Origin of the sequence: Streptomyces sp. NBC_00016, assembly GCF_045040885.1 — a bacterium.
Lineage (GTDB): Bacteria > Actinomycetota > Actinomycetes > Streptomycetales > Streptomycetaceae > Streptomyces > Streptomyces coriariae.
The window spans coordinates 8,834,616-8,856,546 of record NZ_CP108304.1 but is presented as its reverse complement, the minus strand read 5'-3'; the positions used below and the strand labels follow the sequence as shown (position 1 = coordinate 8,856,546).

At 68.5% G+C, this 21,931-nt stretch carries 21 protein-coding genes and 3 pseudogenes; 10 read left to right on the top strand and 14 right to left on the bottom strand.

All coding sequences use genetic code 11. The annotated features are described in order from the left end of the window. Window positions 1-186 precede the first annotated feature (186 nt). Window positions 187-360, top strand: a complete 174-nt coding sequence (locus OG933_RS39370) for an AMP-binding protein (RefSeq protein WP_405631830.1) — start codon at window positions 187-189, stop codon at window positions 358-360. On the opposite strand, the pseudogene OG933_RS39365 reads toward OG933_RS39370, so the two are convergent. Together OG933_RS39365 and OG933_RS39360 are read right to left on the bottom strand one after the other, a co-directional pair. Next, window positions 350-622, bottom strand: a pseudogene (locus OG933_RS39365) (dihydrolipoyl dehydrogenase); the annotation flags it as partial. The gene OG933_RS39370 and the pseudogene OG933_RS39365 sit on opposite strands and share 11 nt — an antisense overlap. Before the next feature lie 45 nt (window positions 623-667). After that, window positions 668-922 (bottom strand): annotated as a pseudogene (locus OG933_RS39360) (winged helix-turn-helix transcriptional regulator); the annotation flags it as partial. A 155-nt stretch (window positions 923-1,077) separates the two neighbouring features. Here OG933_RS39360 and OG933_RS39355 point away from each other — a divergent pair. Beyond that, a complete protein-coding gene (locus tag OG933_RS39355) occupies window positions 1,078-1,974 on the top strand; it encodes an SDR family oxidoreductase (protein ID WP_327181333.1) in 897 nt (298 codons plus the stop codon). A gap of 48 nt (window positions 1,975-2,022) precedes the next feature. On the opposite strand, the gene OG933_RS39350 is transcribed toward OG933_RS39355, so the two are convergent. Beyond that, entirely contained in the window at window positions 2,023-2,703 is a 681-nt protein-coding gene (locus OG933_RS39350; protein WP_405631828.1) for a TetR/AcrR family transcriptional regulator, read from the bottom strand. 211 nt (window positions 2,704-2,914) lie between these two features. Between OG933_RS39350 and OG933_RS39345 the strand changes: the two genes are divergently transcribed. Genes OG933_RS39345 through OG933_RS39335 form a run of 3 tightly spaced genes read left to right on the top strand, consistent with a single transcriptional unit; the run spans window position 2,915 to window position 6,319 of the window. Further along, on the top strand, window positions 2,915-3,889 hold the full coding sequence (locus tag OG933_RS39345; protein ID WP_405631826.1) for an enoyl-CoA hydratase/isomerase family protein: 975 nt from the start codon (window positions 2,915-2,917) through the stop codon (window positions 3,887-3,889). A gap of 7 nt (window positions 3,890-3,896) precedes the next feature. Next, window positions 3,897-4,817, top strand: coding sequence for an alpha/beta hydrolase (locus tag OG933_RS39340; protein ID WP_405631824.1), 921 nt, complete (start codon window positions 3,897-3,899; stop codon window positions 4,815-4,817). A 35-nt stretch (window positions 4,818-4,852) separates the two neighbouring features. Further along, window positions 4,853-6,319 carry a class I adenylate-forming enzyme family protein gene (locus OG933_RS39335; protein ID WP_405631822.1) on the top strand — a complete coding sequence of 489 codons (1,467 nt, stop codon included), beginning with the start codon at window positions 4,853-4,855 and terminating at the stop codon, window positions 6,317-6,319. 229 nt (window positions 6,320-6,548) lie between these two features. On the opposite strand, the gene OG933_RS39330 is transcribed toward OG933_RS39335, so the two are convergent. Then, window positions 6,549-7,421 carry an alpha/beta fold hydrolase gene (locus tag OG933_RS39330; protein WP_405631819.1) on the bottom strand — a complete coding sequence of 291 codons (873 nt, stop codon included), beginning with the start codon at window positions 7,419-7,421 and terminating at the stop codon, window positions 6,549-6,551. 65 nt (window positions 7,422-7,486) lie between these two features. On the opposite strand from OG933_RS39330, the gene OG933_RS39325 reads away from it, so the two are divergent. Next, window positions 7,487-8,092: a CGNR zinc finger domain-containing protein gene (locus tag OG933_RS39325; protein ID WP_405631817.1), complete on the top strand. Its 606-nt coding sequence runs from the start codon at window positions 7,487-7,489 to the stop codon at window positions 8,090-8,092. Window positions 8,093-8,126: 34 nt separating this feature from the next. On the opposite strand, the gene OG933_RS39320 is transcribed toward OG933_RS39325, so the two are convergent. Continuing rightward, the gene (locus OG933_RS39320; RefSeq protein WP_031143657.1) at window positions 8,127-8,600 is read right to left on the bottom strand and encodes a helix-turn-helix domain-containing protein; all 474 of its coding nucleotides are present in this window, start codon (window positions 8,598-8,600) and stop codon (window positions 8,127-8,129) included. 139 nt (window positions 8,601-8,739) lie between these two features. Here OG933_RS39320 and OG933_RS39315 point away from each other — a divergent pair, with 139 nt between their 5' ends. Next, window positions 8,740-9,753, top strand: coding sequence for an NADP-dependent oxidoreductase (locus OG933_RS39315; protein ID WP_405631814.1), 1,014 nt, complete (start codon window positions 8,740-8,742; stop codon window positions 9,751-9,753). 1,800 nt (window positions 9,754-11,553) lie between these two features. Here the strand turns inward: OG933_RS39315 and OG933_RS39310 are convergent. After that, window positions 11,554-12,393 (bottom strand): alpha/beta fold hydrolase, encoded by an 840-nt coding sequence (locus tag OG933_RS39310; protein WP_369254128.1) that lies wholly within the window; start codon window positions 12,391-12,393, stop codon window positions 11,554-11,556. Between the two features lie 68 nt (window positions 12,394-12,461). Between OG933_RS39310 and OG933_RS39305 the strand changes: the two genes are divergently transcribed. After that, window positions 12,462-13,133, top strand: coding sequence for a TetR/AcrR family transcriptional regulator (locus tag OG933_RS39305; RefSeq protein WP_405631811.1), 672 nt, complete (start codon window positions 12,462-12,464; stop codon window positions 13,131-13,133). A 79-nt stretch (window positions 13,134-13,212) separates the two neighbouring features. On the opposite strand, the pseudogene OG933_RS39300 reads toward OG933_RS39305, so the two are convergent. The 3 genes and pseudogenes from OG933_RS39300 to OG933_RS39290 all read right to left on the bottom strand — a co-directional run. Then, window positions 13,213-13,397 (bottom strand): annotated as a pseudogene (locus tag OG933_RS39300) (IS5/IS1182 family transposase); the annotation flags it as partial. A 35-nt stretch (window positions 13,398-13,432) separates the two neighbouring features. After that, window positions 13,433-13,888: a hypothetical protein gene (locus tag OG933_RS39295; protein WP_405633651.1), complete on the bottom strand. Its 456-nt coding sequence runs from the start codon at window positions 13,886-13,888 to the stop codon at window positions 13,433-13,435. An 861-nt stretch (window positions 13,889-14,749) separates the two neighbouring features. After that, window positions 14,750-15,337: a TetR/AcrR family transcriptional regulator gene (locus OG933_RS39290; RefSeq protein WP_405631809.1), complete on the bottom strand. Its 588-nt coding sequence runs from the start codon at window positions 15,335-15,337 to the stop codon at window positions 14,750-14,752. A 168-nt stretch (window positions 15,338-15,505) separates the two neighbouring features. On the opposite strand from OG933_RS39290, the gene OG933_RS39285 reads away from it, so the two are divergent. Next, window positions 15,506-16,219, top strand: a complete 714-nt coding sequence (locus OG933_RS39285) for an SDR family oxidoreductase (RefSeq protein WP_405631806.1) — start codon at window positions 15,506-15,508, stop codon at window positions 16,217-16,219. Between the two features lie 408 nt (window positions 16,220-16,627). Here OG933_RS39285 and OG933_RS39280 read toward each other — a convergent pair whose 3' ends face one another. The 4 genes from OG933_RS39280 to OG933_RS39265 all read right to left on the bottom strand — a co-directional run bounded on the left by OG933_RS39280 (window position 16,628) and on the right by OG933_RS39265 (window position 20,350). Then, window positions 16,628-17,461 carry an enoyl-CoA hydratase/isomerase family protein gene (locus OG933_RS39280; protein WP_327181347.1) on the bottom strand — a complete coding sequence of 278 codons (834 nt, stop codon included), beginning with the start codon at window positions 17,459-17,461 and terminating at the stop codon, window positions 16,628-16,630. Window positions 17,462-17,582: 121 nt separating this feature from the next. Continuing rightward, the gene (locus tag OG933_RS39275; RefSeq protein ID WP_405631804.1) at window positions 17,583-18,389 is read right to left on the bottom strand and encodes a strictosidine synthase; all 807 of its coding nucleotides are present in this window, start codon (window positions 18,387-18,389) and stop codon (window positions 17,583-17,585) included. A 32-nt stretch (window positions 18,390-18,421) separates the two neighbouring features. Next, window positions 18,422-19,288 carry an alpha/beta hydrolase gene (locus tag OG933_RS39270; RefSeq protein WP_327181349.1) on the bottom strand — a complete coding sequence of 289 codons (867 nt, stop codon included), beginning with the start codon at window positions 19,286-19,288 and terminating at the stop codon, window positions 18,422-18,424. A 66-nt stretch (window positions 19,289-19,354) separates the two neighbouring features. Continuing rightward, the gene (locus tag OG933_RS39265; protein ID WP_405631803.1) at window positions 19,355-20,350 is read right to left on the bottom strand and encodes an NADP-dependent oxidoreductase; all 996 of its coding nucleotides are present in this window, start codon (window positions 20,348-20,350) and stop codon (window positions 19,355-19,357) included. Between the two features lie 158 nt (window positions 20,351-20,508). Between OG933_RS39265 and OG933_RS39260 the strand changes: the two genes are divergently transcribed. After that, window positions 20,509-21,132 (top strand): TetR/AcrR family transcriptional regulator, encoded by a 624-nt coding sequence (locus OG933_RS39260; protein ID WP_405631802.1) that lies wholly within the window; start codon window positions 20,509-20,511, stop codon window positions 21,130-21,132. A 97-nt stretch (window positions 21,133-21,229) separates the two neighbouring features. On the opposite strand, the gene OG933_RS39255 is transcribed toward OG933_RS39260, so the two are convergent. Next, a complete protein-coding gene (locus OG933_RS39255; protein ID WP_327181352.1) occupies window positions 21,230-21,859 on the bottom strand; it encodes an iron-containing alcohol dehydrogenase in 630 nt (209 codons plus the stop codon). Between the last annotated feature and the right edge of the window lie 72 nt (window positions 21,860-21,931).

The following is a 21,931-nucleotide window of genomic DNA, read 5'->3' as shown; positions in this document are numbered from 1 at the left end:
CGACTCCGACGCGAAGGGCGTGCTTCGCCTTCGAGGGAACCCCGGAGCTGCCGACCGGGAAGGCCGCCTGGGAGGGATTCCGGAAGAGCGGGCTGCGCCGAGTTCTTCCTGATCGAGAGCGGCGGCGCGCCGTGGTCCGGGGACGAGACGCCGGAGTCCTACACCTCGGTCGTAGCCGAGCAGCCCGTGACGTTCCGGACGGTCGAACGCGACGAAGACGACACAGCGGTGACCCTCTGCACGTCCAGCACCACCGGCCACCCCAAGGGCGCGGAGCTGCGTCACCGCAACGTGTATGACAACGCGTCCGCCGGCGTCGACCTGTTCATTTCGAGGGGGCAGCGCCCTGCTACATGTTGATCATGTGGCCCGCGAGGCCGTGGACGGCTTCCTTGACCGCCTCGCCGAGGGTGGGGTGGGCGTGGACGTTGCGGGCGACCTCATGGACGGTGAGGTCCCACTGCTGGGCCAGCGTCAGTTCGGGGAGCAGCTCGGTGACGTCCGGGCCGATGAGCTGAGCGCCTATGAGCTCGCCGTACTTGGCGTCACTGATGAGCTTCACGAAGCCGGTCGAATCACCCAGGCCATGAGCCTTGGCGTTCGCGGTGAACGGGAACTGGGCGTGATGCATGACCACCGGCGGGCCCACTTCACCGGACAGCCAGCGGTCCCCCCACCGGTTCATCACCAACAACACACCGTAGAAGTCGCGCCCCTTCTCCGTGAGCACGTAGTCGTACCGCACCGGCTCCGTCTGGTACGGCCGTTTCTCCAGCAACTCCTCGTCCACCAGCCGGCGCAACCGATCCGTCAATGTGTTGCGCGCGATCCCCAGTGACACCTGGAACGCGTCGAACCGTCGGATCCCGTAGAACGCCTCACGCAGCACCAACGGCGTCCACCAGTCCCCGAGCAAGTCCATGGTGCGCGCGATCGAACAGGGCCACTGCGCAAAGGAGGTCCGCCTCATGACAGCCAGCACAGGTTCGTCCAGTCGTGAGACCCAGCAGGTGGAGCGACGACAGTTCATACGCGCGACATCTTGCGCTCAATAAATAACGAAGTTATGTTGCCGCCATGAAACGTGACTTGCTGGGCAGAAAGCTGGTTGTCACCGGAGCGGCGCGCGGCATCGGCGAGAGGGTGGCCCGTCTGGCCATCGCCCGAGGCGCTCAGGTGACCTTGATCGGACTGGAGCCCGATCGGCTCCGTGACCTCGCCCGCGAGCTGGGCCCCGCCGCCTCCTGGCGTGAGGCCGATGTGCGCGACGGCACCGTCCTGCGGTCAGCGATCGACGAGGCCGCGGGGGTCATGGGCGGCATCGATCTCGTCGTCGCCAATGCCGGCGTCGTGGCGTACGGGACCGTGCGACAGACGGACGAGGCGTCGTTCGAGCGGGTCCTGGACATCAATCTGAACGGTGTCTTCCGGACCCTCAAGTACGTGACGCCCCATCTGGAGCGCAGCCGGGGACACGTGCTGGTCGTGGCGTCCGCGCTGTCCTTCATGCCGCTGGCGGCGATGGCCTCCTACGGCGCCAGCAAGGCCGCGGCCGAGCTGCTCGCCCTGACCTATCGCCAGGAGGTGGCGCACCTCGGCGTCACGGTCGGCCTGGTGCACCCCTCCTGGATCGACACGGATCTCGTCCGGGGCGCCGAGGCGGACCTCCCCTCGTTCCAGGGCCTGCGCAACCGGCTTCCCTACCCGGGCAATGTCACCACGAGTGCCGACCGGGCGGCTGCCGCGATCGTCGACGGGCTCGTGCGCCGCCGCAGCCGCGTGTACGTCCCGCGCGCGGTCGCCGTGGCCAACTGGGCCAAGGCAGCGCTGAATTCGCCACTGGCCTGGCCATGGGCGAGGCGCTTCGCGGCCCGTGCCGTTCCGTCCCTCGAACGGGAGGTCGCGGCGCTGGGGAGGCATGACCAGCTCACGCCGGGCACCGGTACCTCTGCCGCGGAGACCGGGTCGCCCTAGTCGCACAGGAGTAGTCCCGCGCGGGACAGCGACCTGCCCTACCGACGTTCACCGACCTTGAACGATCGAGTCGTACAGGCGCGCGCCCGCCTCGTGCGAGGCTTCGGCCCGTTCCCGCTCGTCGCCCAGACCGACAGAGAAGTTCACGCCCATCGGCAGCAGCACCTGCATCAGGGGGTCCTCGAACTCGCCGAAGTGCTCGGCCAGCTCAAGGGTGATGTACCCGTGGACCAGACTCCACAACTGGGCGGCTATGACTTCAGGTTCCTGCCGCTCGGCCCTGCCCGAGTCCACGAGCCGTTGACATGCCGCGGTGATATGGACGTGGGCATCCCGGAAGGCCGGCGAATGTCCGCTCAAGCGAAGGTCCGCGTCCGACAGCGGCCGGTACGTCGCACGAGTGGACAGGCCGAACATCAGGTCGTACAGGTGAGGGTTCTCGTGGGCCACTCGGCGGCAGGTCAAAGCCATGGCGAAGAGATCCGCGATCGGATCATCCGTCACCGGCACCTGGGCGAACGCCGCGCCGAGCTCCCTGAAGCCGTGGTCGGCGACGGCGCGCATCAGTTCGGGGATCCCACCGAAGTGGCCGTAGACGACCATCGTCGACAGCCCGCTCGCGGACGCCACCGTACGCGCCTTGATGGCCGACGGCCCCTGTTCGGCCAGCAGGCCCACAGCGGCTCGCACCAGCCGCTCCGGTGCGTCATCGAGCCTCTGCCGCCCCATGCCTCTCACGCCTCCACCATTGACACTCTTGAAATAACTTGGTTATCTAACTCGTCACGGCAATAGTACACATCTCGAGTGACGTGCCGTTTCGAACACGGGCGCGCCTCCCCGGACGGGCTTTCACGCACTGTCCCAGATTCCCGGCGCCGGCAGCCCCTCCCTCACTCGCTTTGCACTCCCCCATGAACTCAGCACGGGAGCAGAATCCATGCCATACAAAGACAAGGGTCATCTGGAGATCGAGGACCGCGGAGCCGTCCTTGTCGTCCGGGTCGACGGCGGCCCGCACCAGTTGTTCGGCCTCGATATCGCCCATCAGCTGGACAAGCTGGTGAACCGGGTCGACCGCGATACGAGCATCCGTGCCGTCGTCTTCACCGGGGCACATCCCGAGCGGTTCGTCAGCCATGCCTCGGTCCGGTGGCTGCAGGAAGAGGGCGCCGCGAGCCCGACGGTCGGCCGACGCGGTGCCGCCGCCGTCGTACGCATGGCCAAGCACGTGGACCGGTCCCGTCTCCTCGGGCCCGTGATGCGCAGGACCCCGATGCGCGGGGCCCTCCAGCTGGAGCGTCTGCACACGACCTTCCTCCGGATGAACGCCAGCGGTGTCCTCTTCGTCGCCGCCCTCAACGGTTCGGCCCTCGGCCTCGGCGCCGAGTTCGCCTGGGCCTGCGATCTGCGGGTCATGGCCGACGGGGACTTCTTCATCGGCCAGCCCGAAATCCTCCTCGGCATCATCCCGGGCGGAGGCGGCACCCAGCGGCTGACCCGCCTGATCGGCACCCACCGGTCCCTGGCCGCGATCCTCGAAGGCAAGCCGTTCACGCCCGCGGAGGCGCTCGCCAACGGTGCGGTCGACAAGGTCGTACCCCAGGACAAGGTCGTCGCGCAGGCGGTCGAACTCGCGGAGCACTTCGGCCGGCGGTCGAAGGGGTCGGTCGCGGCCGCCAAGAGGTCGGTGTACTTCGGCGGCTCGATGCCCCTGGAGGACGGACTCCACGTCGAACGCGCCGAGTTCTTCACCAGAGTCATGTCGAAGGACGGTCAGGAACTGATGCTCGACTACATGAAGACGACGGACGCCACCGGCGAGCTCCCGCTCTACGCCCCGGACACCTACGCCCAGGCGCTCGCCTCGGGCAGCGTGCCCGGGCACCGCTCGACGAAGACGACGCGGCGGTGAGCAAACGATGACCACTGCGCACTCCTTCACCCGCCACGACATCACCTTCCCCTCCGGCGACAGCACCTGTGCCGGATGGCTCTACCTCCCGACCGGCGTCACCTCCCCGCCCGTCGTCATCCTCGGGCACGGCCTCGGCGCCACCCGCGAGATGCGTCTGGACGCCTTCGCCGAGCGTTTCGCTCAGGCCGGCATCGCCGCCGTGGCCTTCACCTACCGGCACTTCGGCGACAGCGGCGGCCACCCGCGCCAGCTCCTGTCGATCAAGCGTCAGCTCGCCGACTGGGACGCCGCCATCGCCTACGTCAAGGCCCGCCCTGACGTCGACCGCTCCCGCATCGCGGTGTGGGGCAGCTCCTTCGGCGGAGGCCACGCCATCACCGTCGCCTCTCGGCATCCCGAACTGCGCGCGGCCGTGTCCCAGTGCCCGTTCACCGATGGTCTCGCCTCCGCGCTCGCGCTCGGCCCGGTCGCCTCGCTCAGGATGACCCCCGTGCTCGCTAGGGACATGGCGGCCAGAGTGCGCGGCAAGGCACCCGCGATGGTTCCCATCGCCTCCGCCCCCGGTTCGCCGGCCCTCATGAACGCTCCGGACGCCCTGCCCGGATATCAGGCGCTGCAACCGGCGGGGACGACGTTCCGCAACGAGGTGGCGGCACGGGTCATTCCGACCATCGCCACCTACCGGCCTGGGCGTGCGGCGAAGAAGGTCGCCATGCCGATCCTCTTCTGCGTCAGCAACACCGACTCCGTCACGCCTCCCGCCCAGACCCTCCGGTACGCGCGCACCGCACCCCGGGGAGAGATCAAGAGGTACGACGCCGGCCACTTCGACTTCTACACCGGCGAGACCTTCGAGGCCCTGGTCCGCGACCAGATCGAGTTCCTCACCCGGCAGCTGCGCCCCGCGCCGGCATCGACTCCTTGACCGGATCGCACAACACCGAGACAGGTACGCCCGCCATGAACTTCGCTTCACTGCCCGACCGTCGCGCCGCTCTCGACCCCGATGGGGCAGCGGTCTCGGACGGGCGCCAGTCACTCACCAACACTCAGTTGCTGGACCGCGTCCGTGCGGCAGCGCGTCAGCTCCAGGACCTCGGCATCGGTCCCGGCGATGTGGTGGCCCTCAAGCTGACGAACCGCATCGAGTTCGTGCTGCTGTTGTTCGCCGCCTGGCGGATCGGCGCCACCATCACGCCGGTCAACCCGAGCATGACCGACGTCGAGGTGGACCGACAGGTCAAGGACTCCGGTGCGCGTCTGCTGGTGGTCGAAGACCGCGAGGCGCCCGTCACGGACGGTACTGCCGTACTCGCCGTCGGCGCACTGTACAAGGAAGGGGTGAGGTCGGATCACGCACCGCATGTGGACTCGTCCGCGCTGGCTCTTCTCATATACACCAGCGGCACCACCGGGATGCCCAAGGGTGTGATGCTGGACCACGCCAACATCGACGCCATGACGGAGATGGGCCGCCTGTCCCTGGACATCGGGCCAGCCGACCGGTGCCTGCTGATCCTGCCGCTCTTCCACGTCAACGGCATCGTGGTCAGCATTCTCACGCCTCTTCTCGCGGGGGCGAGCGTCGTCATCGCGGGCCGCCGGTTCGACCCACACAGCTTCTTCGACCTCGTCGAGCAGGAGCGCCCCACCTTCTTCAGCGCCGTGCCGACGATCTACGGCATGCTCGCTGCGCTCCCGGACGACGTGCGGCCCGACACATCGTCGCTGAGGTTCGGAGTCTGTGGCGCCGCACCTGCCTCCGCCGAGCTGCTGAACCGGTTCGAAGCCCGGTACGGGTTCCCTCTTGTCGAGGGGTACGGCCTGTCCGAAGGAACCTGCGGGTCCACCGTCAACCCCGTCGCGGGCCCGCGACGTGCCGGCACCGTGGGACTTCCCTTCCCCGGCCAGGAGATTCGGATCGTCGACGCCGAGGGTACCGAGGTGGGGCCGGGCACGGACGGTGAGGTCCTCGTGAAGGGCCCCAACGTCATGCGTGGCTATCTCGGCCGCCCTGAGGAAACGGCCAGAGTCGTCGTCGACGGCTGGTTGCACACGGGCGATGTGGGTCACCTCGACGCCGAGGGCTATCTGACCCTGGTCGGGCGCTCGAAGGACATGATCATCCGTGGTGGGGAGAACATCTACCCCAAGGAAATCGAGGACGTCCTCACAGGCGACCCGTCGGTGCTCGAAGCCGCCGTGATCGGCGTACCGGACGAGAAGTGGGGAGAGGTGGTCGTGGCCTACCTACAGCCGCGACCAGGCGTGACCGTCGATCTGACGGCCCTGCGGGAGCTCTGTGCGCGCAGCCTCACCGGCTTCAAGCGTCCGACCGCGTTCTTCGTGGTAGAGGCCATAGCGAAGAACGCGGTCGGGAAGATCGACAAAGCCTCCTTGCGCGCTGCCCACGCCGCGGCTTCCTGAGATTCACCGCGCGCCGAGCCTGGATGCCCAGGCAGCGCATATCCGACAGCGCGGCCGCGGGGGACGCTTCGGCGGGTGTCCGGGTCTCGGCCAGGATCTGACTGAGGGGCGGCCCAACCGGAAGCAACTGGGCCGCCCCTCGGTTCGGGAGGCTGCTCGGACGACTTGCCCCGGCCGGCCAGTGAGACTGTGGCCCCGCAGGGGCGCCGCTCTCGTCACGGTGGCAGGGTCACCGACTCGCCTCGTCGGCCAGGAACGACCGCAAATGGCCCAGCAGCGCCTCCGGTTGCTCTTCCGGGATGAAGTGGCCGCACTCCGGGATTTCTGCTCCGGTGACGTCGTCCGCGTAGGCGCGCCAGATCTCCAGCGTCGGCAGGCGGGAGGGCAGCCCTGCGGAACCCCAGAGCGCCAGTACCGGCATGGTGAGGCGGCGGCCCTCGGCGGCGTCGATGTCGTCGAGGGCGACGTCCTGCTCCATGGCGCGGTAGTCGTCGAAACTCGCGCGCATGGCACCCGGGCGGGAGAAGGCTCGGACATATCCGTCGACCGCTTCGGGTGTCAGCCCGTGCCGGTTGTAGGTCCACCGCTCGAAGAAGTACTCGAGATACCCGCGTATGTCGTGCCCCACGAGCCGCTCGGGAAGGTCGGGCTGCATCTGGAACAGCCAGTGCCAGTACCCGGAGGCGAGCGAGGCGTCCAGCCGGCGGAACATCTCCCGGGTCGGCACGATGTCGAGCACAGCCAGCCGTTCCACCTGCTCGGGGCGGTCCAGCGCCCAGCGGTGCCCCACGCGGGCGCCCCGGTCGTGACCCACGACGGCGGTCGTCTCGAAGCCGAGTGCTTCGACGAGGCTCGCCATGTCGGCGGCCATCCGCCGCTTGTCGTATCCGGTCGAGGGCTTGTCGCTCAGGCCGTAGCCACGCAGGTCGGGTGCCACCACGGTGTGGTCTGCGGCAAGATCCGCCAGCACCGGCTGCCAGCAGTCGGAGGTCTGCGGCCAGCCGTGGAGCAGGACGAGCAGAGGACCGGATCCCGCTCGGAGGTAGTGCAGGCGGACCCCGTCCACCTGCGTCACGCCTGTGGTCACAGTGGGCTGTCCCATGGCTGCGCCTCCCCGGCACGAACTAACCCTCTCAGGGGGTTAAACCTAACGTGCAGAATGAAGGCGTGGCAACGGACGACACGTGGATCTGGGACGGCGGGCGGGTCTGTCTGGACTTCACCAACACCCTCCGCCACCGGTGGCGACCCACGCCGGGGGAGACACTCCGGAACCCGGGCGATCTCACCCTCTGGCTTCAGCGGGCCGGACTGCTCACACCGGGCATCCCGGATCCCGTGGATGCCGCCGTGCTGGCATCGGGCCGACGCCTGCGCGAGGCGGTCGACCGGGCCGTACTCGCGGTATCCGACGGCCGGCTGCCCTCCTCCAGCGACGTCGTGCTGCTCAACGGATCGGCAGCACAGGCGCCCCGGCCGGCGCCGCAAATCGCCATCAAAGGCGGCCACTTGGAGCCCGCCGGCACCACGACCATGGCACCTGATCCCGCGACCGCGCTGGCACTGATCGCGCAGGACGCCGTAGACCTGCTCCTGTCGAGCGAGATCCGGCGCGTACGCGTGTGCGGCGCGGACACGTGCGCCCTACGCTTCCTGGACCGCTCCCCCGCCCACAACCGCCGCTGGTGCTCGATGTCCCGCTGCGGCAACCGCACCAAAGTCCGCCTCCACCAGGCCCGAGCCACACGGAGTGAGCGCACCCCGGCGGACTGAGCCCACCCGGACTCCTGCCGCCACCGCGCTCAGCTCACTCCGCGGGCCTCAGACGAAATGCGGGGCCGGGGACACTCTCGATGTCCTCCGCTTGCACGGCGTGGCCGCGTTCGCAGCGGATCTGGGCATCGACGTGCGCACCGCATCCGCGGTGTCGCGTCAGTACGGCCGGGCCCTCCGGGTCGGCGCGGTAGCGGTCGCCCCACTGCAGGAGCCCCATCACGGCCGGGACCAGGTCCACGCCCTTGGGTGTGATCACGTACTTCGGCCGACTCCGCGAACCCGGCTCCTTGTAGGTCTCGGTGGCCAGGATCCCTTCCTCGACAAGCATCCGGAGCCGGGCAGCGAGAAGGTTGCGGGGACAGCCGAGGACCCGTTCGAAGTCACTGAAGCGGGACGAGCCGTACCAGACCTCGCGCAGGATCAGGATCGTCCACTTCTCACCCACGACCTCAAGGGTCCGGGCGATCGAGCAGTTCGACATGTCCCGGTCGAGTCGGGTGTCCATGCCGGCGTCCTGAAGAGCTTCGGTCCTCGCATCCATGGGGGTGATTCTAACCCGACATGAGTTTACTTTTCTATACTCAGCAAGTAGCGTCATGACCGCACGCAGGCTACCGAGAAGATCACGTGGAAAGGCGGCCGGCATGAAGGCATTCGTCGTCGAGAAGTACGGCAAGGACGGCGTGCGCGCCGCCGAGGTACCCGAGCCCAGCGTCGGTGACCGCGATGTTCTGGTCAGGGTGAGCGCCGCGAGCATCAACCCGCTGGACAAGATGGTCCGTAACGGGGAGTTCAAACAGCTGTTGAAGTACAAGCCTCCGTTCGTGCTCGGTCATGACGTGGCCGGCGTCGTGACGCGGGTCGGTTCCGCCGTGCGCGGCCTCGAAGTCGGCGACGAGGTCTACGCCCGTCCGCGCGACCTGCGGATCGGAGGCTTCGCGGAGTACATCGCGATCGACATGGACGACGTCGCGCCCAAGCCGGCCTCGCTCACCCCGCAGGAGGCGGCCGCGGTGCCGCTGGTGGCCCTGGCCGCCTGGCAGATCCTCGTAGAGCAGGCCCATGTGAAGCCGGGTCAGAAGGTACTCGTCCACGCCGGTGCCGGCGGTCTCGGATCGACGGTCATCCAGCTCGCCAAACACCTCGGTGCCACCGTGGCGACGACCGCGAGCACTGATTCCGAGAAGCTGGTCCGAAGCCTCGGTGCCGACGTCGTCGTCGACTACACCAAGGAGGACTTCTCCAAGGTGCTGTCCGGCTACGACCTGGTGCTGGACGCCGTGGGCGGGGCGAACCTGGAGAAGTCGCTGACCGTGCTGAAGCCCGGCGGCCTGGCTGTCAGCGTCGTGGGCCCGCCGGACGCCGGGTTCGCCAGGCAGCTCGGCGCTCCCTCCTTCCTGGGGCTGGTCATGAACGTGCTCAGTCGCAAGATCCGCAAGCAGGCGAAGGCCCTGGGCGTTCGCTACCAGTTCTTCTTCATGCAGGCCAATGGCTCCCAGTTGCGCGAGCTCGGCGCCCTCTACGACAGCGGGCAGCTCCGCCCGGTCATCGACAGCACCTTCCCGTTCGATCAGACGCTCGAGGCGATGGCGTACGTCGAGCAAGGTCGCACCAAGGCCGGCAAGGTCGTGGTCTCGATGACGCCCGACAGCAACTGAGATCAGGCCGGCCACACGGCATCCTCCTGGCATGATCACGCGGGGCCGACGACGCGACGGCAGGGGCGAGAGATGCTCGCCGCGCCGGGCGGAACAACAACGACGGCTCGCGTGTCTCGACGCTTATGACGGGCACGGGAGTTGTCCGGGGAACGGCGCCCTCTGCTCCGACCCCGAATCCGAGGGCTGCCGGCGGCCGCGACAGTCTGCGGAGCCCCGTGCCCCGCGTGCCTTGGGTTGCATCCAGGGAAGTGGTGTACGGGTTCGACCTGATCCGGGGTTTGCTCCGGCATCGGGTTGGTGCCCGCATAGATGAACGGCGGCTGATCTTCGAGGTGTCGAAGCCCGAAGGACATCAGAACGATGACCCCACCTGCCAGTGTGCCCCCGCACGCCCTCGCCGAGGACAACCTCGCCGCGCCGAGTCCCGATCTGCTGCGCGCGATGATCAAGACGTTCGCCGACACGCTCATGCCCGGGACCTGCGCACATACGTGGCCTTCCCGTGGTTCACGCGACGCAGGCGGGACCGGCGTGATGCGTCCATGGACGACCGAGCGGCGTTCGAGTGGTGGCGGCGTCGTGATGAGCGTGGCCCTCGTTCGGAAGAGGCGAGTTGGGACCGGGAGGTGTCCACGGTCAACGAGTTCTACCTGTGGGCAGGACGTCGTCAGAGCCGATCCCATCCGTCAGCGCGCGGGTTTCGGTGTGGCCGCCGTGGCGGGACGGGGCTGGCGGCACGATGGTGCGGCAAGTGCCAGCCGCGGCAACGCCGCCCTGGTCGACGTGCGCTTCCGGCCCCCCATCCCGGCGCCGGCCCGGCCTGCGACGCCGACGGAACCCTCCGGATCCGACGTACGTACGGAAGCCAACCTGAGCCGGCTACGGAAGGAGAACACCGACCTGCGCCGCACTCTCGCTCTCGACGAGGAGGCCATCCGCCGGCCGGCTCTCGAAATCGGCGCACTGCACAGCGGCGGCACCGTTCTTCCACTGCCAACCGCAGCAGGCCCGCGCCGCCCGGGCCCTCCTGAATCCGACGCCCCCCGCAGGCGCCTGGCGTGCGAGAGGACGCTGCGGCATGGCGCGTAGCCGACCACCGATGGTCAAGGAGTCACCGGCTGGACAGCGGACGAGATCCGGACCGGCGTTGCGCTGATGACCGAGCTCGGGCTGTTCGGCGCCGGCGGTCGGGCCCGGTACGACCCTCGTCTCGACGAGCGGAGCCTCTGGGACTGGTCCGGCGGCTCTCCCTGCCGCCCCCGGGCCGACTCGCCCAGCAGACCGGCCCGGGGCACGCTGGAAGGAGCGGCGTCGCCCACGTCGTCCAGGCCGGCAGCGAGGACGTCGAGTGGCTCTACCCGGACACCACGATCGAGCGGATCGCCGCCCAGTGGCTGGAACTCAGGCGCTCCTCGTCGTGGTCACCGACGGCGCGGCCGGCGCCCACGTCTTCCACGCCCGTGCGGCACGAATCAGCCGTCCCGGCCGGAAGGTCGCGGTGGTGGACACCGTGGGAGCGGGCACGGCAGCCGGGCGATGGCGCACCCCGCCTCGATCACGCAGGATGCGCCTACCTCCGGCAGGCCGGGGTCTGGCCTGCCGGATTCTCGCGCAGCTGGTCAAGCCGGCGAAATCGGCGACGCTGCGTTGGCCGGACTGTCTTCCGTTTCGAACCACGGGGGCGTAGAGGACTGCATGGCCTGGGAAGGTGTGCGTGTCACATTCCGGGGATCCGGTGAGCCTGCGGCCCGTCATCACGGACCATGCGTCAGCGACTGCACCGAAGCCCTGCCGGCGTTACTCGTCGAGGAACTGAATGGCGTGCTTCAGGAACCGCTCGGGATACTGGAACTGCGCTCCATGCCCGGCATCGGGGTAGATCAGCAGCTGAGCGTTGGGGATGTTCTGGGCGAGGTGCCAGGAGTTGATCGAGGCGATCATCACGTCGTTCTCGCCGTTGAGGACCAGCGTCGGCTGGGTGATCGCGTTCAGGTGGGCGTAGGGGTTCTCGCCCGGCAGCGGTTCCGCGTAGGCGATGGTCGCTTCGAACTGCGCCTGTGCGACCGCGGGCGAGCTCGGCGGGTCCTGGTCGGCCCGCTGGTGGCGGCGCTCCCAGAAGGCCTTGCCCGCTTGCTTCGCGGCTTCCGAGCGGCCGAAGAACAGGAAGAGGAAGTCCTCCAGGGTGGGGACCGGGTTCAGGGCGTACTGAGGCACCTGGGGGTCACTTGTCGGGTCCCCGCCTCGGAGGCCGGTGCCGAGCAGGAGGAGCTTGCGCACCAGCTGGGGGTGGCGCAGTGTGACCTCCTGCACCTGGTAACCGCCGAGCGAGAAGCCGAGCAGGTCGACCTGCTCCAGCCCCAGCGCCCGGATGACCGCGGCGATGTCGTCGGCCATGTCCTCCATCCGGTTACGCGGCGTGCCCGATGACGAGGCGATGCCGCGGCCGTTGAACAGGATGACCTCACGGCCTTCGGCCAGGCCGTCGGTGAGCAGCGGGTCCCAGTTGTCCATCCCCCCGCGGAAGTGCTGGACCAGGAAGATCGGGACGCCCGAGGGCTTGCCCCAGCGCCGGTAGGCGAACCGGTCGCCGTCGACCTCGATGTACTGAGTCGGTGCGGTCACATGCGTGTCACTCATGGCCTGAGCCTTTCTGGAGGGGGTGCGCAATACGATGACGATCGTCATCTAAAAAGTCAAGCTCTTTGATGTCGATCGACATCTATGTATGCTGGACCGTCGAGCGTCGACCGACGAAGGGACGGCTGGACATGCGGGTCACCAAGGCACAGGCAGAGCAGAACCGTGCCCACATCGTCGCGACAGCCTCCAGGCTGTTCCGGGAGCGCGGCTATGACGGTGTCGGCGTGGCGGAACTGATGGCAGCCGCCGGGTTCACTCATGGAGGGTTCTACAAGAACTTCCGCTCCAAGGCCGACCTGATGGCCGAAGCGTCCGCGAGCGGGCTCTCACAGACCGCGGCACGGACAGAAGGCCTGGACGCCGCCGAGTTCGTCGAGCGCTACGTCTCCCGGGAACATCGCAACGGGCGCGGTGACGGCTGCACCATCGCGGCCCTCAGCGGGGACGCTGCACGCCAGCCGGCGGACATCAAAACAGAGTTCGCAGCCGGGATCGAGAATCTGCTGACGGCCCTTCAGGCCCAGAGTGATACGCCGAGGGACGCGGACCAGCGCGCGACCCGCACCATGGTGATCGACATGCTCGCCCACTCGGTCGGCGCGATCATGTTGTCGCGGGCATGCCCGGACGGTTCTCCGCTGGCGGACGAAATCCTCGATGTCTGCCGCAAGGAGATTCTCGCGTCACTGGCACAGGGCAACAGCGACCAGCCGGCGGCAAGGAGTCCAGAATCCTGACCGCAGCCGACCGACGCAAACCCAGCTCAGTACCATGCGCAGCACGAGGCCGGCTCCCAGTCGCCAGTACGAACACCGGCAGGACCACCCCGCCGCCCTTTCGGGCGATCTTCTTCAACGCGCGGTCCAGGCGCGGGGCACGGGCGGCCAGCAGACCCACGACCTCGCGCACCCACCGGCTCACGTGGCGCGGTGCACCCCGTTCCCGCCGGCCAGATCGCCGGGCCGCTGGTCACAGCGCAGCACCGCCAGCACCATGACTGCCGCCGGGGGCCCGCCCGTACGGCCTGCCCGCGCAGTTACGAGCGTGCGGTGAACCGGCCGTCGGGCCGCTTGTGCAGCCAGCCGCGGTCGGCGAGCTTGGTCATCTTCGCCCGCAAAGGCTCCAGCTTGCCGCGCACCGAGGCATCCAGGCCCAGCCGCTCACAGACCGCCCTGACCTGCACTGGCCCGTCGGCCTCCCGCACGATCGCCAGGAGCTTGCGGTAGTCACCGGGCAGCGCGCCCTCGTCGGCCGCGTCGCTGCGGTGCGGGATGAGCAGGACCGCTCGCCCGGCCACCTTCACCGGTACCGGAGCGCCAGAATCGGCCGCCTCGGCGTCGGCGTGGGCCTGCTCGGCCAGGCGGTTCAACACCCGCTCGGCGATCGCCAGTTCGTCCCGCTCGACCTCGACCTCCTGAAGCTGCTGGGTCAACTGCTCGACGAGGGCGTTCAGTTCGCTCCGGCGCGTGGTGATCCACCGCCGCTCCTGCATCCCCGCGCCCTCCCGCGTTCTCATGGCGTGCCGACCTGCTGACGGATCGCAGGCGGGGGTCGGAGGCAGGCGCAGCCGAACCCGGCATCCCGCCGGAACCGGACCGGCCCGATGATCTACGCCATGGTCATCGGCCGCCGACCGGCGCGATTACCCCACTCGTCACTCACACCAGAGCCGCGACCTGCGACTTCACGATGCACACCACTCAGTGGTGGAGTGGCGCGGCGGCCACGCCCACGAGTTCCACGCCGCATGACGTCCGGGCGGCGGCAGCGGCCGGGCAGGGTGGTCCTGCCCGGCCGCGCTGGCTACTCCCAGGGCCGTGGCAGCGCGTTCCACAGGGCTCGGAGCCAGTCGGGCGGGTGATGGCGCGTGGTGTGGTCCAGGCGGTGGCGGCTCGGGGGTGTTGTAGCAGGCGCTGGTGGGTGTGGTGCGCGGCGGCGAGTACGGACACGCCTTGGGCGTGGACGGTGGAGGTGAGTCGCAGGTCGGGAGTGGCTAGTTGGTGGCGCGGGCACATCAGCCGATGCAGTGACTGCTGGCCCGCGCCACGGCGGGCACAGAGCTGTCGGAGAAGGTCCTGGAATCGACCCACAAAGCCCTGACCGCACCACACGGGCTCCGACCCGGACTCCTGGGAACAGGGGCTGTGGGAGTGGGACCCGACGCCACATAGGTGGGCAATCTCCGGAATCCCAGCAGCACGCGGCGGCGGTAGCCCTCCGGCCGGCCGCCCCACCCGTCCAGTCATGCCGGCATGGGCAGCAACGGCCGGATGACCTGCCATGTGGGGATTCGGGCCATGCCGCAGCCGAGGACTGCCCGGATGGTCACCTGGGCCTGAGGCTGGGCCGCGCTTCAGCGAGGCAGCAGGACGTCGACCTGCCTGCGGATGTCCTGCACGATCTCCTCGACGCTCAAGGCGATGTTCACGCTCGCCGCCATGCTGAGGAACATCACGGCGGACACGATGTGTGCCAGCGTCGCGGCGTCGCCCTCTGTGACCCGTTCGTCTCGGCGCAGCACGGCGGCGATGGCCTCCTCGGTCTGCGCGACGATGGCGAGTGCCGCGCTGTGCCGGGGCTCCTCGGGGTCGCCGAAGACCATCTCTCGCAGGTAGGTGCGTCCGTTGTCGATCTGGATGCGGTTGCACTCGACGATCGGCCGGACGATCGCCAGCACCGCGTCCAGCACGCCGGGGACGGTCTCGGCGTCCGCCCGGCCCTGCTCAAGTGCTTCGACGTACTTGGCGTTCTGCACGAGCAGGAGGAGTTCGCCCTTGGTCTTGGCGTAGAGGAACAGGGTCCCGGTGCCGATGTCGGCCTTGTCGGCGATCTGCTGGGTCGTGACCTCATCGATGCCGTGTTCGGCGAACAGCTCAGTGGCGGCGGCGACAATGCGGTCGAACTTCTCCTGCTTGTTCCGCTCGCGCCGTCCGACAGGCATGGCGGTGTCCTCCAGGAATAGATTCTGACTGTAATCAGTTGTGATTGTACTCAATACCGTGTGAGATCGAATGTGGCTCCGCTCATTCTCCCATCGCGGGGCGAGGAGTCATCGCTCCATCCGTGCGCAGCCACGCACTTCACATCCCCTAGCAAAGAAGGAACACCAATGCCCTCTCTCGACGGATCTGTCGTCCTCGTCACCGGCGCCAATGGCGGTATCGGCACCCACTTCGTCCACGACGCCCTGGCACGCGGCGCCGCCAAGGTCTACGCCACCGCCCGTTCCCCCCGCGCCTGGGACGACGAACGCATCGTCCCCCTGCCCCTGGACGTCACCGACCCCGCGTCGATCGACGCGGCCGTCGCCGCCGCGGCGGACGTCACCGTGCTCGTCAACAACGCGGGCGCCATCCCGCCGAGCGCGAGCCTGCTGGACGTCACCGAGGCGGACATCCGGGCGAACATGGAGACGAACTTCTTCGGGCCGGTCCTCCTCGCCCGCGCCTTCGCACCGGTCCTCGCCGCCAAGAAGGGGTCAATCCTCGTCGACGTGCACTCCGTTGCCAGCTGGTATGCCTTCGGCGGCGCCTACAGCGCGTCCAAGGCCGCACTGTGGTCGGCCACCAACTCGCTGCGCATCGAGCTCGCACCCCTGGGCGTCCACGTGACGGGCGTGCACATGGGCTACGTCGACACCCCTATGGCCGCACACAGCGACGGACCCAAGATGCTGCCGACGCAACTGGTGACGGCGGTCTACGACGCGGTCGAGGCCGACGAGTACGAGGTCTTGGCCGACGAGTTGACCCAGGGGGTCAAGGCGGCTCTGAGCGGCCCGGTCGAGGCGCTCTACCCGGACCTGCGCAGCACGAACGCCTGAGCTCTACTTCGGTCCCGATGTGATCTCCCTCAGCAGCGCGGCACCATCGTGAGGACAGAGCATCGCGGCTGTCGGACCACGGGCGCAGGCAGTGCCAGGTGCCGCGAGTTCACCCTGGTCGCTATCGCTGTCGGCGTCGGTGAAACTCGGACAGACCATGCCCGGCGAGCGCTTCGTCGAGCATCGTCCGGTGCGGTTCGCCCAGCGACCGCCGGCGCACTCCCCGACACCATCCGCAGCCCTGTCGGCGTACAGGCCGCGCCACTGGGTGGTGAGCCCTGATCAGTCGGGCTGTCCCCCGACGCGGGCGCCGACGGGCTCGAATTCGCCGGCGACCCAGGTGGGACTCGCGACAGAACGAGCACGGCCGCGGCATCTGCTGCGTACGTGCTCGCTTGCTGCCGGGTGTCAGCGTTGCTGGTTGGCGACGCCGATGTGGTGCCCGAGCCGGTACTCGAAGTCGATGCCGGCCTGTTCGGCGACGGCCTGCGTGCCTGCGGCCCGGGTGAGGAAACCGGGGAGGGTGAGGGAGTGGGCGAACTCGCCGTACGCGGCGACCAGGTCCGCGTCCGGGGGCAGGGATGCCCGGTTGATCTGGGCTTTGGCCGAGGCGAGTGAGGTGCGGTCGAAGGAGGCGAGTCGGGCGGCGACGGTGCCGACGAAGGCGTCGAGTTCGCTGTCGGGGAGGGCGCGGGTGACCCAGCCCCAGCGTTCGGCGGTCTCGGCGTCGTAGTCGTCGCTGGTGAGGATGGCTTCCAGGGCGCGGTCGCGTCCGATGGCCCGGGGCAGGCGTTCGCTGCCACCACCGCCGGGCAGCAGTCCGCTGCCGACCTCGGGCTGTCCGAAGATCGCCTTCTCACGACTGGCGTAGCGCAGATCGAGGGCGAGGGCGAACTCGTTCCCGCCGCCGCGGGTGCGTCCACGGATGGCCGCGATCGTGATGTACGGCGCTTTGGAGAGTTCCAGGACCAGATTCGTCCATGCCGGCACCGCGTCCGGGTTCTCGGGGGCGGGGAAGTCGGCGGCGGCGGCCAGGTCGAAGTGGTTGTAGAAGAAGTCGGGGGTGGCGCTGTCGAACAGCACGACCTGGATGTCCGGGTCGGTGGCCAGTTCGGTGACGATCTCGATGAGGCGCAGGACTGTCTCGCCGGCGATGAGGTTGACGGGCGGGTTGGCGAAGGTGATCTTCGCGATCTGCGGTGAGGTGCGCTCGTAGTGGATGGTGCTCTGCTGCTCGCTCATGGTTGGCTCCAGATGCGTGAGGGGTAACAGACGGCGACGGGGGCGCGAGGAGGGCCAGGGAGCCGGGGCGGATGGATTTGCCGAGCAGATCCGGCGGTCCCGCTTCCGGTCTACGCGCCGCTCACTCCTGGTAACGCGGGAGGATCTCGCCGTTCTTGACGTAGGTGAGGGTGGCGGTGACGTCGTAGGCGTGGATCGCGGAGACTTGCGGTGCCAGCCGGTTGGACAGGTCCTCGATCACGTGGCCGGTGAAGAAGGCGTCCCGTACCGCGGTGTCGGTGAACCCGAGGCTGACCGAGGCGTGGAAGTGCTGGTCGTGGGGATTGTCGTGGGCGATGTCCGGGGTGTCCCAGAGCTTTTCGATCCAGGGCAGGAACGTCTGCGTGCGCAGCTCCTCCAGCACTCCGGTGCCGGCGAGCGCGGGTGCGAGCTGCTCGTTGACGAACTTCCGGAAGGCGCCGGCGCCGACCCCGTCTCTGCGGCGAAGGTAGATCAGCGCGCGGGCACCGACCGTCTGTCCGGGGCCTGCGACGTCGTACCACCGAGAGGAGTTCGGCGGGCCGGCGTAGAGCAGGGTACGGCGGAACACGTTGATCTCGTCGGCGTAGGCCAGCTTCGTCTGCTTACGCCCTTTCAGGGGTGCAAGCGCCGATCGGAAGGTGACTTCCGCGACGCCGTCGATCTTCCGGTCTGCGGGGATCGCGGTCTGGACCCCGTCGATGGCCGGCCACAGGCCCGGGTTGTGCTCGGCGAGGTGGATCTGCCGGTACTCCTCCAGGCCCGGGGTGGCGGAGATGATCCCTGAGTGCGGGCCCTTCCAGTGGTCCATGCCGGTCTGGCGAGGCTGGTCGGTGCGCACCCACAGCAGGATCGAGGAGGTGAGAGGCTTCTTCACTTCCAGAGGCGCGACGGCCCGTGACGTGCTCATGACGTTGCCCCTTTTTCCTGGTCAGGCGGTTGTCAACGGGCCAGGAACTCGACCGCCACGGGGGCGAACTCCTGGTGGTACTGGAAGATGCCGCCGTGCCCGGAGTCGGGGTAGATGATCACCTGGCTGCCCTTGATGCGCCGGTGCAGGTCCTCCGACAGGACCGACGGCACCATGCGGTCGTTGTCGCCGTTGGCGATCAGGGTGGGTTGCGTGATCGACGACAGGTCGTCGGGGGCGGAGCGCCCCCACTTCTTGATCGCCTTCAGCTGCGTCTGGAACGCCTTGGTCTTGATGTCCGCGTCGCGGTCGACGGTGCGCTCCTTGAGCCGGTTGACGAACGCGCGCCCGGCGGCCTTTCCGGTGGCGTTGCGGTTGAAGAACAGGAACTCCTTGGGGTCCGAACGGGTCAACGTGGCGCGCAGGATGTCCCAGTAGGTGATTCTGGCGACCTTGTCCATGTCCTTGCCGCCCTTGGGCCCGGTGCCGGTGAGGACCAGCTTGCGGACGAGCTCGGGGTGCTTCACCACCAGGGCCTGAGCGACCATGCCGCCGAGGGAGAAGGAGAAGACGTCGATCTTGTCGTACCCCAGCGCCTTGATGAAGGTGTAGGCGTCGTCGGCCATCGCCTCGACACTGTCCGGCACCTGGCCGGTGGACGCCCCGACACCGCGATTGTCGAAGGCGATGACGTGACGGCCCTTCGCGATGGGATCGATGATGCGGGGGTCCCAGTTGTCCAGGGTCGCGGCGAGGTGGACGAAGAAGACGACGGGGATGCCGCCCTTCGGGCCCAGCTCGCGGTAGGCGTAGGTGACACCACCGGCGCTGACGGTGCGGGCCGGGGCCTTCGCGTAGGAGGTGATGACGGCTTCGTTCGGGGTGTCGGTGCTGCTCATGACGGATTCTCCTTGCGTGTTCTGTGTCGCTGTGTGTTTCGTGTCGCCCGTCGCGGTTGCGGCGGGTCAGCTGTTGCCGATGACGGCCTTGCCGCGGATGCCGCCCTGGGACAGGGACTTCAGCGCGTGCGGGGTCTGGTCGAAGGGGACCACCTTTCCCACGACCGGGCGCACCGCGCCCTGGTCGATGAGAGTGGTGATCTGGCGGAGCTGGTCGCCGCTGGCGCGCATGAACAGGAACTCGTACGTCACGCCGAGCTTCTTGGCCTGCCTGCGGATCTTGCCGCTCAGGCCTGCGACCGCCAGACGCATCAGCGGGTTCAGGCCGGCCTCGCGGGCGAACGCGGGGTCCGGGGGACCGGCGATCCCGATGGCTTTGCCGCCGGGCTTGAGCACCCGCAGGGACTTCTCGAGAGTCTCCCCACCGAGGCTGTCCAGCACCAGGTCGTAGCCGGTCAGGAGCTGCTCGAAGTCCTGGGTGCGGTAGTCGATCACCGTGTCCGCGCCGAGCGCGCGCACGAAGTCCGCGTTGGAAGCGCCGGCGGTCGTGGCGACGCTCGCGCCGAGGTGCGCGGCGAGCTGGATCGCGATCGAACCGACCCCGCCGGCGCCTGCGTGGATGAGGACCTTCTGCCCGGGCCGCACCTTCCCGCGCTCCACCAGCGCCTGCCACGCCGTGAGCGCCGCCAGCGGCAGTGAGCCGGCCTCTTCCATGCTGATGGAAGCGGGCTTGAGCGCCAGGTCGCCCTCCGCGACGGCGATGCGCTCGGCGAACGTGCCGATGCGGTCCTGGTGGGGCCGGGCGTAGACCTCGTCTCCGGGCTTGAAGCCGCGAACCGCCGTCCCGACGCTGATGACGGTGCCCGCGACGTCGTTGCCCAGGATCAGCGGCAGCTTGTAGGGCAGGATCTGCTTGAACTCACCGGCGCGGATCTTCTCATCCAGCGGGTTCAGTCCGGCGGCCTCCACCCGGACGAGCACGTCGTGCTCCCCCACGGTGGGTTCGGGGACGTCCGCCTCCTGCAGCGGCTCCTTGTACTTGGTGACGACGAACGCTCGCATGGGGCGCCACTCCTAATATTTGTCCCATTTATCCAGGTCTGAGACTGGATCGGCAAACCCGGCGCGACATCCGGGGACCTCACAGCCTCGCCCCACTCGGCTAATCCGAGTACACTCAACTATGAGTCTACTCAGAATTATTGTCAAGGGAGGTCCCCATGGGAAGCGGTCACATGCCGATCGGGCGCCGCGAGAGGGCCAAACAGGACAAGCGCGAGCGCATCATGACCGCCGCCCGCGAGCTGTTCGTCGAACACGGCGTCCGCAGGGTCACGACGCAGCAGGTCGCCCGCCGGGCCGATGTCGCAATCGGGACGCTCTACCTGTACGCGTCCACGAAGGCCGAGTTGCTGATCATGGTGCAGAACGAGAAGTTCGCCGCCGCCGTCGATTCCGGCCTCGCCGCCGCGAACGCCGCCGTCGGACAGGGCGCGCTGGAGCCGGTCATCGCTCTCATCCGCCCCGTGGTGGAATGCGTGAGGGAGCACATCGAGAACGGCCGCGCATACCTGCGCGAACTCGTCTTCGGCGACCCGGCCGAGCCCTACCGGCAAGCGGGTCTGACCCTTGCCGGCCGCCTCGAGGACGGCATCACCGGCCTGCTCACCCGCGACGAGGACATCGGTGCCGCCGACGCGGCAACGCTGGCGCGGGTGATCACCGCGATCATCCACATCAGCACCACCGCCACCGTGTGCCTGCACCGCAGCGACGAAGCCGTGCTCGCCGACATCCGCGACCAGATCCACGCCACCCTGGCGCCGCACATCCGCGCCGCATGACCGCTCGCTCTCCGAGCCGACCATCTTCCCGGAACGGGGGCACTTCGTGAGCACGCACTACGGCGTCGTCACCATCGGCACCGGAACCGCGGGCACGTCACCGCGATCCGCGCCGCGCAACTCGGCAAGAACATCCTGTCCGGCAGTGCGGCAGTGCGGACAACGGACAGCCGCAAACCCTGTCCCTAACCCCGCACACCCGGTCAAGTGCGTTACAGCTGATCGAACCACGCGCCTCCACGAACCTCCCGGCCGCCAGGGCATCGCCGTCGCCGTCGTCGGCAACTCCGAGCGCGCGGGCGCAGTCGGCGTACCGGCTCTCGGCGGCCGGTACGGAGAACGCCGTCACCGCGGGGAAGAGCATCGCGTTCGACAGACCATGAGCGACGTGGAAGTGCGCGCCGATCGGGCGGCTCATGCGATGCCTGAGCGCTACGCCGGCGTTGGATAAGGCGATGCCGGCCTGGGGCGCGGCGAGCATCATCGCCTCGCGAGCCTCGGATTCTCCCCCGTCGGCGTAGACGCGGCGGAGGTGGCGGCCGAGGGTCCGGACCGCGTTCAGCGCAAGGCCGTCGGAGAACGGAGTGGCCTTGCGGCTCACGTACACCTCGACGGCATGAGTGAGCGCGTCGACGCCGGTGTTGGTTTCGTTGCCTGCGGTGTTCGCTCTCGGGTGGCTCGGTACCGTCAGCTCGCCCGAAGGTTCCAGGGTCGATTTCGACCACATGCAATACAGGATCCCGACGGGAAGGACAGTCGGACCTCAGACCGCTGATCCGCAACGGTAGAGCTTCTGGAG